We start from the raw sequence: 15,804 nt of genomic DNA, 5'->3' as shown, positions 1-15,804 counted from the left end.
TCAACCAGAGTGTGGGTATTTCAGACTCGTTCAAGTGCTGATGCACCGAACAACCCACTACGCATTGAACAGATTGTTGTCACGCACCAGCTCGCGGGGGAGGGCATTCTTGACCCGACTCCCCACCCATTTCCCCATGCCCAGGGTATGCCCCTGATAGCGGACGATCACCTCGCCAGTACCAGCATCCTGTTCTGGCCAGACATCCCGCCCCATCATGAATTCCCGCGCATTGGCGCTATCCAGCTCGACCACGCCCTTGCTCGCTTTATCGCCATAGGCCAATGCCCACTCATGAGTGAGGCGATAACCTTTCTTGAAGGTCTCGGCCAACTTGATGCCGATGCGATCGAAGCGCAACTTGCCCTGCACCTGATCAAACCGCTGGGGGAAGAGCCAGATCTCGTCATTGCGGCCAAACAGCAGACCCTGTGGTGCCACCCCGAAGTTGGCTTCAATCTCGCGCAACATGGGTTCCGCCTCTTTGGTAGGAAGCGGCGCAAAGGGGAATTTACCCAGCTTGCCCGGCTTGAACATGGTGTTGGGAACCGAGTGATGCTTGCGCAATCTGGCGACGAAAAAGCCTTCACTGTCGAAGATCTGGGGCCAAACGTGCAGGTATCCCTCGGATGTGCAGGCCTGCTCTGCATGAGGGAACAGGTCTGCCAGCGAGTCAAAACTCAAGGCATCGCCAAACTTGTCCAGCAAGGATTGGCAAACCGCTTGGTTCTCCTGCTCACTCAAGGTGCAAGTGGAGTAGACCAGCACCCCCCCCGGTTTCAAGGCATGGAAGGCGCTCTCCAGCAACCCTTGTTGCACCGTCGCAATCTCGTCGATGCTCTCGATGCTCCAGTTGCGCAATGCATCTTCATCCTTACGCACCGTACCTTCACCGGAGCAGGGGGCATCGAGCAGGATGGCATCGAAGGTCTCCGGCAACCACTGGCCAAATACCTTGGCATCAAAATGGGTCATCCCCACATTGGTCACGCCACAGCGCTGGATATTGGCGCTAAGCACTTTCAACCGGCTGCTGGAAAACTCGTTGGCAACCAGCATTCCCTGGTTGTTCATCAAGGCGGCTATCTGGGTGGTCTTGGAGCCGGGGGCCGCCGCCGCATCCAGCAACATGCCATCCGCTTTGATCTTGTCGCTGGCAAAGAGTGCCGTCACCGGCAGCATGGAGCTCGCTTCCTGAATATAGAAGAGCCCGCTCAAGTGCTCGGCGGTGTTGCCAAGTGGGACAGTTTCATCGCTGCGGGTGAGCCAGAAGCCGGTATCACACCAGGGGACAGGGTCAAGCTGCCAACCCAGTGGCTCCATCAGGGCGACGAAATCCGAGACGGCGATCTTCAAGGTGTTGACCCGAATGCTGCGGCGCAGCGGACGTCGACAACTGGCCACAAACTCATCCATCGAGAGATGGGCCGGCATGATGGCCGCAATGTGGCGTAAAAAGTAATCGGGAAGGAAGGTGTTGTCGTGCACTGTGCCGTCTCGTTGACCGAAAAAGAGGGGCGATATCCTACCACAAGGCTAAGAATATTCTGAATCTGAACCCTATCAACAGGTACCGGAATATAAAAAAGCCCGGCACTGTGCCGGGCTTGGATGAGGTACGTAAAGGGAAGAGATCAGGGCTGGATACGCGGACTCCACTCCAGCCACTCTTTCTCGGCCTTGCCGTAGAGCGGATAGCTGTGGCCAGCCTTGACGGTTGGCCCCATCTCTCTCTCCGGCGTATTGAAAGCAATACCGCCGGCCAACAGACTCTGCACCGTCTCTACTTCGATAGTGCCGCCGGTCAGCCCGATATCCGCCTTGACCCCGGAGACATTCCAGAAATGGGAGTTGGCCCGTACCAGATGGGCATACTCCTGATCCACGTTGACGTCGATCACCACCTCGCTGCCATCCCGAGCCAGCGCCACCTTGGTGACACTGCCCACCACCATCTTGCGAAACAGTAGCGGACTGCCGACGCTCAGGCCATTGACGGATGGGCTCTTGAGGGTCAGGGCCAGACCCACCGGGCCGACTTGACTCAAGGGGAAGCGATCTTTGCCAGCGCCTTTACCCGGTTGTGCCTCCACAAACGCCCCCTTGATCAGGGTATCGAGGTGCGCAACCCCGCCGAGCCCCAGCTTGGCCTGCACCAGAGTAAAGCGGGCGCCGGACTGCAGGAAACGCTCGGCATAGTGGCCATCGAGTTCGGCCTTGAAGATCACCTGACCCAGAGACGGCTCCAGCTCGATCTCTTCAATTTTGCCGATATCGACCCCACGATAGCGGATCGGGCTGCCAATCCCGAGCCCCGGATTGCTCTCTGCTACCAGTGACAGCTGGCGCACCTTGGCCTTGGCTTGCTCCCTGGAATCGAACAGTTGATGACTGCTGCGGCCATTGGCCAACCGATCGAACTCGATGGCGCCACGCAGCAGGGTACCGAGGTTGCCCACCTTGACCTGCACACCATCGACCCGCACCTTGGTGTCGATGGCCGGTTTTTTCCAGAATTGGGGTTGCTGGGCGAGCAGAGGCGCATACACCCCATCAATCTCGAGCTCGATCTCGACCCCCTCTTTGGCGGCGCGCAGCTGTTTGACCTTGCCCGCTTCCAGCCCCAGATAGAGCACAGGCGAGCCAATGCCAATGCCATCGGCCTGATCTGCCTTGAGCAACCAGCGCTGCGGCTTGGCATCACGGGTGCCGAGCAGTGCCAGCTCCTGACTGGGGTAGAGACGGTTAATCCGCTCGCCACTGCTGGCTTGTACCAGCTTGATCCCGCCCCCCAACCAGGCACTGGCCGGACTGGTTTCTACTTTGATGCCGCTCAGATCGGCATCGATCTGCAACGGGGCGGCGCGATAGAAGCGGGCACGGTTGAGCAGATGGCCATAGTTCGGCGCCATCACCAGCTCAATGCTGGCATTGCCGTGCGCATCCAGGGTGAGCTGGCTGATACGGCCCACCTGCAATCCCTTGTACCAGACAGGTGCATCCTGATTGAGCCCCGCCAGATCGTCAGCCTGCAGCGTCACCTTGGTGCCGCTCTGGGGGGCGCGATCGGTCAGGGTCATCTTCTGTACCGGTTTGCCCGCCACATAGTCGAGGCGAATGGCCGGGCCGGAGAGCAGGCGATCTGCATGCTGCACACCGGTCGCGGAGAGGGAGACACTCTCCCACACCAGTTGACTCTTGTCGGTAATGCGATAAGCCTGCTCCGGATTGATCAGTGCCGTTACCACCCGCCCCTTGTCAGTAAGGTGGATGGGATCGACGCGACCAATTTCGATTCCTTCGAAGAGAATGGGCATTCCCTCCTTGATGGGCAGATCGCCCGCCATGATATCGATGCGCTCGCCGCGCGCCGCTTCCGCCAGCCCTTTATAGAGGACGAAAGTCTGTCCCTTCTCTGGCTCCGGTGAATCTTTGGGCGAGTCAAAGGCAATGCCGCCGCTCAGGATGGAGGTGAGGCTGCCTGCCTCCACGTTGACGCCAGCCAGACTGAAGGAGCCCTTGATACCGCTGATGTTCCAGAAGCGGGTATCAGCTTTGACCAAATGTTCGAAACGCGGTTCGATCACCAGATCCAGAATGACGTTCTGGTTGTCCTGACCCAGGCGGGTATTGATGACGCTGCCCACCTCGATGCCGCGAAAATAGAGCTTGGCGCCAATCCCTACCGAACCCAGCGAATCGGCGGTCAGGTGCAGCATGCGCCCCTGAGCCTGATAGCCGGGAGGAGGGCCTTCCAAGGCATCGAAGGTCTCCTCCAGCGGATTGCTTTCACGCCCCGGTTGCAGGTTGATGTAGTTGCCTGAGACCAGGGTATCGAGACCGGAGATCTCGGTGAGCGACGCCTTGGGGCTCACCAGCCAGAAGTCGGATCCCTTGCGGATCAGCGGTCTGGCACGGCTGTCAATCTTGGCCATCACCGCAATCTTGCGGCCATCTTCAGCCAGCTCCAGCTCTTGCACCACGCCGATGGCCACCCCCTGATAACGAATCTGGGTTTTGCCCGGCAAGATGCCGTTGCCTTGCGCGAAGTTGATCTGGATAAGCTGGCCACGGCTCAATACCTGCTGATAGAGAAAGCCACCTGCTAGCAGCAGGGCTATCAGGGGTAACAGCCAGACCGGCGATAACCAGCGACGCTTTTCAATGACGGGTTCAGCCCCGATCATACCGACTCCTTATTGGCTGTATTAAACAGCACATCAGACAAAAACAGAGAAATCATTAACGGGCCGCCTTGTCCCACAGTAAACGGGTATCGAGCATGCGGGCCGACATCATGGTCAGCACCACCACACCGGCAAAGGCGGTAGCCCCCGGGCCAGCGCGGACACTCAGCAGTACACCCCGATCGACCAGTGCCACCATCAGCGAAATCACGAACAGGTCCAGCATTGACCAGCGACCGATAAAATCGATCACCCGATACATCACCAGCTGGCGCTTGCGCCGCACCGGCTTGGCCCGCTGCAACTGCCAGCAGATCCAGCCCAACCCCAATATCTTGCCCACGGGTACCAGTATGCTGGCGGTGAGGACTATGGTGGCAATCCCGCTCATTTTGCTGCGATAGAGCATCATGATACCGCTGAAGATGGTATCCGACTGCAATAGCCCCTTGTTGTAGAAATGGGTGATGGGCAGCAGGTTGGCGGGGAGCAGCATAAAGGTGGCCAGCGCCAGCAAGCCCCACGACCAGGCTAGCGAATGAGGGATCCGCACCTGCAGCTTGCTGTCGCAACGTGGACAGACGCATCCCGCCTGATAACGCACCAGCAGGCCGCAGGTATGGCAGCGGCAAAGCCCCATCTCACGGGCGCTGGTCATCGCCTTTCTCCTTGAGCGGGATCCGATCCCAATAGGGGGACGGATCAAAGAGGATCAGCAAACTCATGTTGAGCAGCATCAGAATGCCGAGGCTGAGCAGCCCGCCACCCAACCTGACATCGGCGATATCGATCAGTTTGAACAAGGCAACCAGCAGGCTGACGATATAGACCTCCAGCATGGCCCAGTGACGAAACACTTCGACTGCCTTCAAGGTTGGCGCAAGGAGATGCCAGCGTTTGGCAAGGCCCGATGCCAGCGCAAAGATCCCGGTCAACAGACCGATGGGGGCCAGCACAGCGCACCAGAGCACCAGAGAGGCAACCCAGAACTCCCCTTCGCCCAACAGCACAAAAATCCCGTGCAACAAGTTGGCATCAGAGTTGACCCCAGCCAGGCGCAGATAGATCAGCGGTTCAAAAAAGGCGGAGGGCAGCAGCAGAAATCCGGTGATGGTCAGGGCCATCAACTGGGAGGGACGAAAGGCATAACGGCCATAGAGATGTTGGTGACAACGCGGGCAGTGGGCATGGCGACGCAGCGGCAGTGCTTTGCGCTGGATCAGCAAGTCGCACGCCGGACAGACAATCACGGAACCGGGCTCCATCATACAATTCAACCTGTTGAAGGAATTGGTGAAATTTACCCTAAAACCGGTTTCCTGTCTTGCCTGCGGCCAGAATGTTACGAAAGTATAATTGACGTTGACGTAAACGTGATATTAGATAGCCAGACTAGACAGGTGAAAGGAGTCATGATGTCCAGTTTGTCCCCCTCGGCAGGCCTGCGCTTTCGCACCGCCCTTGCCAATGAACATCCCCTGCAGATCGTCGGCACCATCAATGCCTATATGGCGCTGATGGCCGAGCGCAGCGGTTTTCAAGCCCTCTATCTCTCCGGCGCCGGAGTGGCCAATGCCTCCTACGGCTTGCCGGATCTCGGAATGACCTCCCTCAACGACGTGCTGATCGATGCCGAGCGGATCACAGCGGCGACCCGTGTGCCGCTTCTGGTTGATATCGACACCGGCTGGGGCGGGGCATTCAATATCGCCCGCACCATTCGCGCGTTCGAGCGAGCAGGGGTTGCCGCCGTCCATATGGAAGATCAGGTGGCCCAAAAGCGCTGCGGCCACCGTCCCAACAAGGCGGTGGTCACGCTGGAGGAGATGTGCGATCGCATCAAGGCAGCAGTGGATGCCCGCGAGAATAGCGAGTTCGTCATCATGGCCCGCACCGATGCACTGGCGGTGGAGGGGATGGAGTCTGCTCTTGAACGCACCGCTGCCTATGTGGCCGCCGGTGCCGACATGATCTTCGCCGAAGCGGTGACCGAGCTTGCCCAGTACGACCAGTTCAAGCTGGCGGCCAAAGTGCCGATCCTCGCCAACATGACCGAGTTCGGCAAAACCGAGCTGTTTGACAAAGAGCAACTGGCCGCCTACGGGGTCGACATGGTGCTCTACCCATTAAGTGCCAACCGCGCAGCCAATCAGGCCGCCCTCAACGTCTATCACCATATTCGCCAGGATGGCCATCAACGGGCCGTCGTGGAGACCATGCAGACCCGGGAGTCGCTCTACGACTTCCTCGGATATCACCACTACGAGCAGACACTGGATCGTCTGTTTACAGCCAAGGAATAGGAGGCAGCTTATGGGACAGCAAAAACCGTTGGGCGGGGCCGGTCTGCGCGGTCAAAGCGCAGGGGAGACCAGTATCTGCACAGTAGGCAAGAGCGGCACCGGTCTTACCTATCGCGGATATGACATCAAGGAGCTGGCCGACAGCGCTCAGTTCGAGGAGGTCGCCTATCTGCTGCTCAAGGGGGAATTGCCCGGTGAGCAGCAGCTTGACGCCTACAAGCGCGAACTGCGTCACCTGCGCACCTTGCCCCTGCCGCTGCTGGAGGTACTGGAGCGCATTCCCGCCGATGCCCATCCCATGGATGTGCTGCGCACTGGCTGCTCCATGCTCGGCGATCTGGAGCCGGAAGATGGTTTCGAGCATGAGCACGAAGTGGCGGATCGGCTGCTGGCCGCCTTTCCGGGCATTCTGATCTACTGGTACAAGTTCAGTCACGAGGGCGTTCGCATCGCCCTAGATACCGATGAAGAGTGTATCGGTGGCCATTTCCTCGCGCTGCTGCACCAGAAAGCGCCGAGCGAGCTGGAGCGTCGGGTGATGCATGTCTCCCTCATCCTCTACGCCGAGCATGAGTTCAACGCCTCCACCTTTGCGGCGCGGGTTTGCGCCTCGACGCTCTCTGACATGTTCTCCTGTATCACCGCCGCCATCGGCACCTTGCGTGGCCCGCTCCACGGCGGTGCCAACGAGGCGGCCATGGCGATGATTGAAGATTGGCAAGACGAGGCGCAGGCAAGGCGCGAACTGCTGGCCAAGCTGGCGGCCAAGGAGAAGATCATGGGCTTTGGCCACGCCATCTACCGCACTTCTGATCCGCGCAACGTCATCATCAAGGAGTGGTCGGCCAAGCTTGCCGAGGCGGTGGGTGATGATCGCCTCTATCGCGTCTCCTGCGAGGCGGAGAAGGTGATGTGGGAAGAGAAAGAGCTCTTTCCCAACGCCGACTTCTTCCACGCCAGCGCCTATCACTACATGGGGATCCCGGCCAAGCTGTTCACGCCTATCTTCGTCTGCTCGCGGGTCACCGGCTGGTGCGCCCACGTGATGGAGCAGCGCGAGCACAACCGGATCATCCGTCCGAGCGCCGATTATGTCGGCCCGGCCCCCCGTCACTTTGTCTCCCTACAACAACGATAAGGAAATCACGATGTCCGCCAACGTCGACGTCAACCACAGACCCGAGCCCGATCAGGTACTGGTAGATATTGCCGATTATGTCTGCAACCACCCCATTACCAGCTCTGCGGCTCTCGACACCGCCCGCTACTGCCTGATGGATACGCTCGGCTGTGGCCTGCTGGCCCTGCGCTTCCCCGAGTGCACCAAACACCTTGGCCCCATAGTCCCCGGTACACTGGTACCCCATGGTGCCCGGGTGCCCGGTACCCAGCTTTGCCTCGATCCGGTCAAGGCGGCCTGGGATATCGGGGCCATCATCCGCTGGCTCGATTACAACGACACCTGGCTGGCCGCCGAGTGGGGTCACCCATCCGACAATCTGGGCGGTATTCTCGCCACCGCCGACTGGCTCTCCCGTACTCGCGTGGCCGAGGGCAAGGCGCCGCTCACCATGGCCGATGTGCTGGTGGCCATGGTCAAAGCCCACGAAATTCAGGGTGTGCTGGCGCTGGAGAACTCCTTCAACCGGGTGGGTCTCGATCACGTGGTGTTGGTCAAGGTCGCCAGCACCGCCTTGGTGACTCATATGCTGGGTGGCACCCGCGATCAGGTTATTGATGCGGTCTCCCAGGCCTGGGTCGATGGCCAGAGCCTGCGTACCTACCGTCATGCCCCCAATGCGGGGTCGCGCAAGAGCTGGGCAGCGGGGGATGCAACCTCGCGCGCGGTGCGCCTCGCCCTTATCACCATGAGCGGCGAGATGGGCTATCCAGGCGTACTGAGCGCGCCCAAGTGGGGTTTCTACGATGTGCTGTTCAAGGGCAATCAGTTCGCCCTGCATCAGGGATACGGCAGCTATGTGATGGAGAACGTGCTGTTCAAGATCTCCTATCCCGCCGAGTTCCACGCCCAGACTGCGGTGGAGTGCGCCATGAAGCTGCATGGGCAGGTGAAGGGGCGGATCGACGAGATAGACCGTATCGAGCTAACAACCCATGAGTCGGCCATTCGCATCATCAGCAAGGTCGGCGCCCTCAACAACCCGGCTGATAGAGATCACTGCCTGCAGTACATGGTGGCGGTGCCGCTCATCTTCGGTCGCCTCATTGCCGAGGATTACGAGGATGATGTAGCAGCCGATCCCCGCATCGACGCGCTGCGTAGCAAGATGGTGGTGCAGGAGGAAAAACGCTACAGCCGTGAATATCTGGAGGCGGACAAGCGCTCCATCGCCAACGCCATCCAGATCTTCTTCAAGGACGGCACTCACACCGCCAAGGTGGAGGTGGAGTATCCGGTCGGCCATCGCCGCCGGCGGGAGGAGGGGATCCCGCTGCTGGTGGAGAAATTCCAGCACAATCTGGCCACCCGTTTCCCGGCCAAACGGGTCAACGACATTCTGGCCCTTTGTCAGGATGGGCCGCGCCTTGCAGCCACCCCGGTACACGCCTTTATGGATCTGTTGGTGATCTGACCGGTCTTGCATTGGCCAACATATCGGCAAACAGTGATAAACGAAAAGCGGGCTCATAGGCCCGCTTTGTTATTCCGGCGGCTGATCCCTCGATAAGCCTTACCCCAGCGCACTGTCGTCGCCGTTAAAGAGTGCCGTCATGATGGCCGTCTCGCGACTGGCGATGGTCTCGAGGAACTCGTTGGCACGCCCCATCTGATGACACACCTGATAGCCGCGCTCGACAAAGGAGAAGAGCTCGCCAAGCCCCGCCAGATGGGCGGGCCCTGACACCAGCTTGAGGGTCGCACCCAGTAGCGGTTTTCTCGCCAGTCTGTCCAGTGTCATGCCAAGCTCGCTCACCAACGCAATCTGATGTTCCCGGCGCGCCTGCTCGCCTACGGCACGATAGGCGATGGTGTAATGGTCCGGCGTGATGGGAGCAATGCCATCAATACGCCGCAGCGCCACCACCATCAGGTAATCCAGCTCTTCGGAGAGAGCGTCGAGCTCGATCGCCTGCGCCAGCACCTTGAGACCGGACTCCGGCAACAACCGCTCGGCGGTCGGCATCACCCGCATCACATCTGCATCGCGGCGGGCGCAATCCCCCGGGCCATAGAGGTCGGTCAGGAAGAACTCGGCGGCAGGGCCGTAGCGGTCACTCTCCAGCAGATCACGATGGGTTCGCCCCAACCGGTCGGCCTGCCACTGGCGTAGCCGATCCCGATCCTGCTGATCTTCCGGGTGGGCACGCATCTGCTCGCGCAAGGCTGCAACCCGCTTGAGCTGGCGGTAGAGCCGACCCAGGGTGCTATCGTCGTCGTGGGCATGTTCTTGATGCGTCATCTACAGCTCTCTGGCCTTGGGCCCATTGATGGGGATTCGGTGATACGAAGATACAAATGAATGAAAAATAAGCAGCTTTTGCTGACCGTTCCGTGACAAGTGTAGCGCGCACGGGGGAGGGAATAAATGCCATGCCCCGCTGATGGCCTGCATCCCTCTCGACTCTGTTAAGTGAGTCCCATTTATGTGAACCATCCTTTCATTTGTTGTGAACATGTGTTTAATATCAATAACTAACTTATGACCCAGAGTAACGACCATGTTCTTCAACTCGCTCGCTGGCAGCAGCGCACTCTCTACCATCCAGATCAGCCGTCAGCATCCGCTGGGATTGGCCGCCGCTCGGATCGCGGCCGAAGCCATCGCTGCGGACATGAGCGAGAGCTATCAACTCGATTGCGAATGGGCAGATGAAGAGGAGACCGAGCTTCGTTTTCGCGGCTCAGGGGTACATGGCACTCTCACCCTGGACGAAGATACCTTGGAACTGGAAGTGCATCTTGGTTTGATGCTGTTGCCAGTACGCAGTGTACTGGAGCAAGAGATCCTCGATTATGTCGACAATCGCTTACCTTGCCCCAAACGTGTTTGAAACTCTTCGTTGCACTGGTTTTAAATAAATCAGCTGTAAACGATGGCTGTTTGAAATAAGTTGGTAAGCCATATGGTTTGTCAGATTTATTCTCCAGCGAGGTCTCGATTCTATTTTGCAAGTAATCTTTCATCTTTATTTCATATTTCGAGTCGGCACTCATTAATGTCATTCTGATTGCATCAAGTCTTCATCCGGATATGAAGACAGGAGCAATTTGCCGCCTCGGTAAATTCATTTTGTAGGGAAACAACCATGCCACTGAGTGAATTTATCTCCTGCGTCGATACCGCCTGGTTACGCATGGACAGACCCAACAACCTGATGCAGATCATCGGTGTCCTGATGTTTGAAGGGGAGCTTGATGAAGCGCGTCTGCGGGCCGGATTGCGCCATACCATTTCGGTGCAACCCCGCTTCCACCAGCGGGCCGTGCTGGAGGGGGGCTCCTACTACTGGCGTCATGATCCCGATTTCGATCTCGATCAGCACCTCAAGCGAGTGATCCTGCCGGGTGAAGCGGGCAAGCTGGAGCTGGAGAAGCTGGTGGCCGATCTCGCCTCGACGCCGCTCAACCACCAGCGCCCCCTGTGGGATATGCACCTGACCGACACGTCGCTGGGTGGGCAAGCGCTGGTGGTGCGCATTCACCACGCCATGGGCGATGGTTTCTCGCTGGTGCGGGCCATGCTGACCATGATGGATAACACACCGGAAGGGGCGCCGCGACCACCGTCACCGGAGCCACTGGATGACAGCGATGACGAGGATGAGGAGGATTGCCACCAGGGTAGCCGTCTGGTGCGGGCTGGTCTCAAACTGACCGGTAGCCTCTGGTCCAAATATGTCGAAGTGGTCACCCATCCCACCAAGGCGGTGGATTACCTCAAGACCGGGCGGGATGTGGCGAGCGAGCTGTGCAATATCGCCACCCTCGGTGATGATTCACCCTGCCGCCTGCGGGGCAAAACCACCAGCACCAAGCGGGTGGCCTGGTCGGAGCAAATTGATCTGCCGGATATCAAGGCGGTGGGCAAGGTGCTGGGCTGCTCGGTCAACGATCTGCTGATCGCCGCCACCGCAGGGGCGTTTCGCCACTACCTGCAGGAGAAGGGGGATGATGCCAACAAGGTCAAGATCCGCGCCCTGGTGCCAGTCAATATGCGTGCACCGGACGATGAGGGGGCACTTGGCAACCGCTTCGGGCTGGTGGCCCTGGACTTGCCACTGGATGTTGAACACCCGTTGCAGCGGCTCTATACCGTGCGTGACCGGATGCAGGCGCTACGCACCTCGCTGCAACCCGTGGTGGTGCTCAACTTGTTACATGCCCTTGGCATGGCCCCCAATGCGGTGCAACAGCAGGCCGTCGAGCTGCTCACGGCCAAGGCCAGCGCGGTGATCACCAATGTGCCCGGCCCGCAGCAGACCCTCTATCTGGCTGGAGCAAAATTGCGTCAGCCGCTGTTCTGGGTGCCGCAATCGGGGGATATCGGCGTCGGCGTCTCCATCCTCTCTTACGATCACAAGGTGCAACTGGGCCTAATCACCGACAAGAAGCTGGTACCGGACCCGGATCGGGTGGTCGAGCGGTTTGCGGTGGAGTTCGAGCAACTGCTGTTGCTGGTGCTGATGGAGCCGGAGCTACTGTTTGACCCCAACGGACTGGATGCGCTGCTCGGTTGAGTGTGCACTTGAGCAACCAGTGACGGCGTAGCCAACCGGTCAGCTCCCATCATAAAAGATGGCCAACCCGCGGGTTGGCCTCTTGTTTTGTTGTCTATCCGTGGCAAGAGTGGCGGTTAATCCTCCAACTCTTCGCGCGCCGCCTCCACATCGAGGCGCTCCATGGCATCCATGGGTTCGCACTCGGCCGCTTCGGCATAGAGGGCTTCGGCGGCTTTCAGGCGGCTCTTGCCGTGCAGCATCACCTGAGCGTTGGCGTACTCCATGCGGGCGATAGCCGAGTCGGGGATCAGCGCCAGCGCCTCCTTGAAGTGACGCTCGGACTCCTCCTTCTTGGCGCCATAGGTGAGGCCGCCGATCATGGCCCCCAACTTGTCGACGATCTCCGCATGCCAGGCGCCAAAGGCAATATGGGCCTCGGCGTGATCTGGCGCCAGCTCCAGAGTCTTCTCAAGGCTTGCCTTGATCTTGTCGCCAATTCCTTGCGAGAGGGCCTTGGAGATGGAAATGACCTGACTGTAGCGACCGAGGGCCAGAGCGTGGAAGTACCAGGCGTTGGCATTGTCAGGCTGGCGTTTTTGCAGCTTCTCGGCATGGCTGGCCGCCCGCTCGAAGGCGGCGCGCTTGGCATACTTGTCTTCCAGCAGATAGCTGGCATGGATCACCAGTGCCTTGTTCGCCACATTGAGGCCCGCCTCACCGGCCGCTTCGCCAAGGGCGACGGCCCGGGCAAAATCCCCGGCATGATAGGCCCGCCAGGCATCCTGTACCTGTTCATCCTCGGGCCAGGGTTCGGCATCCCCCTGATGGAGGCGATCCCAGTTGTCCGCCAGCTTCTGGCCGGCATAGTCATAGGCCGCATCCGCGTAGGGGAAGGTGACAAATTCGAGTTGTGAAGTGGTCATGCTTGTTCTCCCTGTAGCATGTGAATCAAACCTTGTCGGTGTAGTGGTGGGCGAGGGCGCCCAAATGAGCGCGAGCATCGGCCCGCAAATAGGGTGCGACCAGCTGCATCACCTGAAAGACGCCGAGGGCAATATCGGCGTCCGCCTTGGGGTGCAGTGCCCGCTGATAAGAGATCCAGAATGTGCCCACCAGCGCCACATTGGCCGCCAGCGTGCGCATCTGTTGCGCCGTGCCCTCCATCAGCCCGACCGTTTGCAGATGGTTGCAAATGGCGATGGCAGTCTGCTCCTTGCGGCGCAGCAGGGCGGAAAAGCGGTGCTCTACCTGATGATAACCACTCATCAGGGTCGCGATATCGTAGTAGAGGAAACGGTACTGCCAGATGGCTTCAAACATCAGGTGGAGAAAGAGCCAGATATCTTCTGGCTCATCGGACGGGGTGCTGACCGCCTCCAGCAGGCGATCCATCTGCTGTTCAAATTCGCAGAACAGGGCGTTGACGATCTCCTCCTTGTTGTGGAAGTGGTAGTAGAGATTGCCCTGGCTGATCTCCATCTCGGCCGCAATGGCCGAGGTGGTGACGCTGGGTTCCCCTTGTCGATTGAAGCAGGCGAGGGCAGTGGTCAGGATCCGCTCCCGGGTACGGCGTTTGGGTTTGCGATCCATGCTACTCCTTTGGTGATGAACGGCGCACGCCGTGGCGATAGCGTTTGGCAAGCCAGTGCTGCAACTGCTCCAGCGACTTGTCGAGGGCGGCGACCGAGCCAATGCCGGGGGCCAGCAGGGTGCGATCTTCATCGGCCAGCGCGGCCAGATTGAGCTCTAGGCCATGCTTGGCCAGCACCGGCGCAAGCTCGTCACGGCGCTGCCAGAGATCGCGGCGGGTATGCTGGTAAGCGTGCTCGCAGAGGCGACGACGATCCCGATAACTGAACACATTGGTGAAGAACATCTCGCCATCGGCTGAAGAGGGCTCAAACAGCAGGGCATCGGCGTCGGGATATTGGTGTCTGTAGCGATCCATCCCCACATGCATGCGGGAGTGGATGATGGCGCGAAAAGTCTGGGCCAGCACCACCGGCAGACCGCTGTCCACCAGATTGGTCGGCGCACCGGCGGCCATGTCCGCATCATAGGGCACCAGCGGATTGATGCAGAACACCAGATCCGCCCCCTCTTCCAGCGCTACCGAAGCGTGCAGAGTCTTGATCAGCGCCCCGTCCACATAGTAACGACCGTTGATCAAGGAGGGCGGAAAGAGACCGGGCAGGGCGGCTGACGCCTGTACCGCCGCCGAGATGGGCACATCATCGAGCCCCGAGCTGCCGAAGGCGACCGGATGACCGGTGTCGAGTTCGGTGGCTACCACAAACAGTCGACTGCGCAACTGGCGGAAATCGTTGCTGCGGCCGGGACGAGAGAAAAACTGGGTCAGGGTGCGATCCACCCCGCGGTTGTCGAACAGTCCGGTCGGAATGGCCTTGGAGAGCCCCTGCAGCGATTCAAACAGGCTGCGCTTCCAGGGCGCCGCCAGATAGTAGGTCAGGCTCTGCCACGCCAGTGGCGGGATCGAGGTCAGGCGGTCGGCATATTCACGAAAGGCGGGGCGCAGCAAGGTGGCCGGGTCAAACATCTCCCCCGAATCATCGCTGAGCAGGATCCGCACCAGCTTAGCCGGCGAGATGCCGTTGGCCAGCGCCGATGCCACCACGGCCCCCGAACTGACGCCGACATAGATATCGGCATGGTCAAGGCGCAGGCCGTTGATGCTGTCAGAGAGGGCTGCGCAGGCACCGATCTCGTAGATGCCGCCGAGCGGCCCGCCGCCAGCAAGGGCAATTGCGATGGTACTCATAGCGTCGCCTCTCTATCCATGACATTCACCATGACAAGACCGGCCCAGCGCAGGGCATGGGCCGGTATCAATCACCTTCCGTCACCGCGAGGGATCAGGGCAGGACGCTCTCTGCTTTGGCTTTCACCTCTTTCACCGCATCTTCAGCGGCGGAGAGGAGATCGGCGGCCTGCTCAACCACGGCCTCTTTAGCCTTGGCTACCGGCGCCTTCTTTACCGGAGGCTTGCGGGCAGCGGGCTTTTTGGCGGCAGCCGGTTTGGCTTCAGCGGCAGGGGCTTCCTCTTCCTGCGCATCCAGCAGTTGCTGGACTACATCGGTCAGCTCGGCCATGCGCTTGGAGAGCTTGTCGATATCCTTGCGGGTCGGAATGCCGAGGCTGGCCACAGCGCGGGCCACGCGATCTTCAAACACCTGCTCCAGACGACCCCAGGTATTGGCGGTCTTGTCGGTCACAGCGGCAATCTTCTCATCTGCGCTCTGACGGGTTTTGGCCTGCAATGCTTCCCCTTCCTGCACCAGGGCTTCAAAGATCTTGCCACCCTCTTCCTGCGCCTTGGCATAGGCACCCAGACCCGCCAACCAGATCTGCTGGGTGGACTCCTTGATGGTGGAGGTGAGTTGGTTGTCGGTCACTGACCCTGCCAGCGCTTTCAATTTCTTAGCCATGATCTTCTCCTTGAATAACGACAGTTAAATGTAATGGCGACAACGAAACTGCAATCGGGTTGTGGCATTACTGATTTTTCGACTTCAGTCTAGGGACAAAAAATAGAGGGTTCTACCTAATAACGGAACAGGCACACCACCGAAATTAGGGTTTGCTCACGAACCGACAATCAAATTGCAGATTCC

The 15,804-nt window shown here is 59.5% G+C and carries 14 protein-coding genes; 5 read left to right on the top strand and 9 right to left on the bottom strand.

Annotation, left to right across the window (positions count from 1 at the left end; genetic code table 11):
* Positions 1-57: 57 nt before the first annotated feature.
* The 4 genes from rsmF to G5137_RS07075 all read right to left on the bottom strand — a co-directional run bounded on the left by rsmF (position 58) and on the right by G5137_RS07075 (position 5,455).
* Positions 58-1,488 carry a 16S rRNA (cytosine(1407)-C(5))-methyltransferase RsmF gene (gene rsmF, locus G5137_RS07090; protein WP_268011495.1) on the bottom strand — a complete coding sequence of 477 codons (1,431 nt, stop codon included), beginning with the start codon at positions 1,486-1,488 and terminating at the stop codon, positions 58-60.
* Positions 1,489-1,634: 146 nt separating this feature from the next.
* A complete protein-coding gene (locus G5137_RS07085) occupies positions 1,635-4,187 on the bottom strand; it encodes an MlaD family protein (RefSeq protein ID WP_421255138.1) in 2,553 nt (850 codons plus the stop codon).
* Between the two features lie 55 nt (positions 4,188-4,242).
* The gene (locus G5137_RS07080) at positions 4,243-4,845 is read right to left on the bottom strand and encodes a paraquat-inducible protein A (protein WP_421236500.1); all 603 of its coding nucleotides are present in this window, start codon (positions 4,843-4,845) and stop codon (positions 4,243-4,245) included.
* A complete protein-coding gene (locus G5137_RS07075; RefSeq protein ID WP_411663468.1) occupies positions 4,829-5,455 on the bottom strand; it encodes a paraquat-inducible protein A in 627 nt (208 codons plus the stop codon). Before G5137_RS07075 ends, G5137_RS07080 begins: the two co-directional genes overlap by 17 nt.
* Positions 5,456-5,602: 147 nt before the next feature.
* Here G5137_RS07075 and prpB point away from each other — a divergent pair, with 147 nt between their 5' ends.
* From prpB to G5137_RS07060, 3 genes are read left to right on the top strand one after another with little or no spacing between them, the layout of a single operon-like run.
* A complete protein-coding gene (gene prpB, locus G5137_RS07070; protein ID WP_151286052.1) occupies positions 5,603-6,490 on the top strand; it encodes a methylisocitrate lyase in 888 nt (295 codons plus the stop codon).
* A gap of 10 nt (positions 6,491-6,500) precedes the next feature.
* A complete protein-coding gene (prpC, locus tag G5137_RS07065) occupies positions 6,501-7,628 on the top strand; it encodes a bifunctional 2-methylcitrate synthase/citrate synthase (protein WP_421255137.1) in 1,128 nt (375 codons plus the stop codon).
* A 10-nt stretch (positions 7,629-7,638) separates the two neighbouring features.
* A complete protein-coding gene (locus tag G5137_RS07060) occupies positions 7,639-9,084 on the top strand; it encodes a bifunctional 2-methylcitrate dehydratase/aconitate hydratase (RefSeq protein ID WP_421255136.1) in 1,446 nt (481 codons plus the stop codon).
* 99 nt (positions 9,085-9,183) lie between these two features.
* Here G5137_RS07060 and G5137_RS07055 read toward each other — a convergent pair whose 3' ends face one another.
* Positions 9,184-9,912 (bottom strand): FFLEELY motif protein, encoded by a 729-nt coding sequence (locus tag G5137_RS07055; RefSeq protein WP_337072236.1) that lies wholly within the window; start codon positions 9,910-9,912, stop codon positions 9,184-9,186.
* A gap of 259 nt (positions 9,913-10,171) precedes the next feature.
* Here G5137_RS07055 and G5137_RS07050 point away from each other — a divergent pair, with 259 nt between their 5' ends.
* Both G5137_RS07050 and G5137_RS07045 read left to right on the top strand, forming a co-directional pair.
* The gene (locus G5137_RS07050; protein WP_100645872.1) at positions 10,172-10,504 is read left to right on the top strand and encodes a polyhydroxyalkanoic acid system family protein; all 333 of its coding nucleotides are present in this window, start codon (positions 10,172-10,174) and stop codon (positions 10,502-10,504) included.
* Between the two features lie 255 nt (positions 10,505-10,759).
* Positions 10,760-12,190, top strand: coding sequence for a wax ester/triacylglycerol synthase family O-acyltransferase (locus G5137_RS07045; protein WP_005333122.1), 1,431 nt, complete (start codon positions 10,760-10,762; stop codon positions 12,188-12,190).
* Between the two features lie 116 nt (positions 12,191-12,306).
* Here the strand turns inward: G5137_RS07045 and G5137_RS07040 are convergent, their stop codons facing one another.
* The 4 genes from G5137_RS07040 to G5137_RS07025 all read right to left on the bottom strand — a co-directional run bounded on the left by G5137_RS07040 (position 12,307) and on the right by G5137_RS07025 (position 15,618).
* Positions 12,307-13,095, bottom strand: coding sequence for a hypothetical protein (locus G5137_RS07040; RefSeq protein WP_421255135.1), 789 nt, complete (start codon positions 13,093-13,095; stop codon positions 12,307-12,309).
* A gap of 25 nt (positions 13,096-13,120) precedes the next feature.
* Positions 13,121-13,762 (bottom strand): TetR/AcrR family transcriptional regulator, encoded by a 642-nt coding sequence (locus G5137_RS07035; protein WP_227342928.1) that lies wholly within the window; start codon positions 13,760-13,762, stop codon positions 13,121-13,123.
* Position 13,763: 1 nt separating this feature from the next.
* Positions 13,764-14,951, bottom strand: coding sequence for a patatin-like phospholipase family protein (locus G5137_RS07030; RefSeq protein ID WP_042055038.1), 1,188 nt, complete (start codon positions 14,949-14,951; stop codon positions 13,764-13,766).
* Between the two features lie 94 nt (positions 14,952-15,045).
* Entirely contained in the window at positions 15,046-15,618 is a 573-nt protein-coding gene (locus tag G5137_RS07025; RefSeq protein WP_005333118.1) for a phasin family protein, read from the bottom strand.
* Positions 15,619-15,804: the final 186 nt, after the last annotated feature.

Source organism: Aeromonas sp. 600282 (genome assembly GCF_049175755.1).
Classification (GTDB): Bacteria; Pseudomonadota; Gammaproteobacteria; order Enterobacterales; family Aeromonadaceae; genus Aeromonas; species Aeromonas veronii_A.
This window is presented reverse-complemented; position numbering and strand designations above follow the sequence as displayed.

What these genes read in the sequence shown, in the direction of transcription:
- G5137_RS07085 (WP_421255138.1), bottom strand. Translation starts at nt 4,187, where the DNA reads ATGATCGGGGCTGAACCCGTCATTGAAAAGCGTCGCTGGTTATCGCCG.
- G5137_RS07080 (WP_421236500.1), bottom strand. Translation starts at nt 4,845, where the DNA reads ATGACCAGCGCCCGTGAGATGGGGCTTTGCCGCTGCCATACCTGCGGC.
- G5137_RS07075 (WP_411663468.1), bottom strand. Translation starts at nt 5,455, where the DNA reads ATGATGGAGCCCGGTTCCGTGATTGTCTGTCCGGCGTGCGACTTGCTG.
- prpB (WP_151286052.1), top strand. Translation starts at nt 5,603, where the DNA reads ATGTCCAGTTTGTCCCCCTCGGCAGGCCTGCGCTTTCGCACCGCCCTT.
- prpC (WP_421255137.1), top strand. Translation starts at nt 6,501, where the DNA reads ATGGGACAGCAAAAACCGTTGGGCGGGGCCGGTCTGCGCGGTCAAAGC.
- G5137_RS07060 (WP_421255136.1), top strand. Translation starts at nt 7,639, where the DNA reads ATGTCCGCCAACGTCGACGTCAACCACAGACCCGAGCCCGATCAGGTA.
- G5137_RS07055 (WP_337072236.1), bottom strand. Translation starts at nt 9,912, where the DNA reads ATGACGCATCAAGAACATGCCCACGACGACGATAGCACCCTGGGTCGG.
- G5137_RS07050 (WP_100645872.1), top strand. Translation starts at nt 10,172, where the DNA reads ATGTTCTTCAACTCGCTCGCTGGCAGCAGCGCACTCTCTACCATCCAG.
- G5137_RS07045 (WP_005333122.1), top strand. Translation starts at nt 10,760, where the DNA reads ATGCCACTGAGTGAATTTATCTCCTGCGTCGATACCGCCTGGTTACGC.
- G5137_RS07040 (WP_421255135.1), bottom strand. Translation starts at nt 13,095, where the DNA reads ATGACCACTTCACAACTCGAATTTGTCACCTTCCCCTACGCGGATGCG.
- G5137_RS07035 (WP_227342928.1), bottom strand. Translation starts at nt 13,762, where the DNA reads ATGGATCGCAAACCCAAACGCCGTACCCGGGAGCGGATCCTGACCACT.
- G5137_RS07030 (WP_042055038.1), bottom strand. Translation starts at nt 14,951, where the DNA reads ATGAGTACCATCGCAATTGCCCTTGCTGGCGGCGGGCCGCTCGGCGGC.
- G5137_RS07025 (WP_005333118.1), bottom strand. Translation starts at nt 15,618, where the DNA reads ATGGCTAAGAAATTGAAAGCGCTGGCAGGGTCAGTGACCGACAACCAA.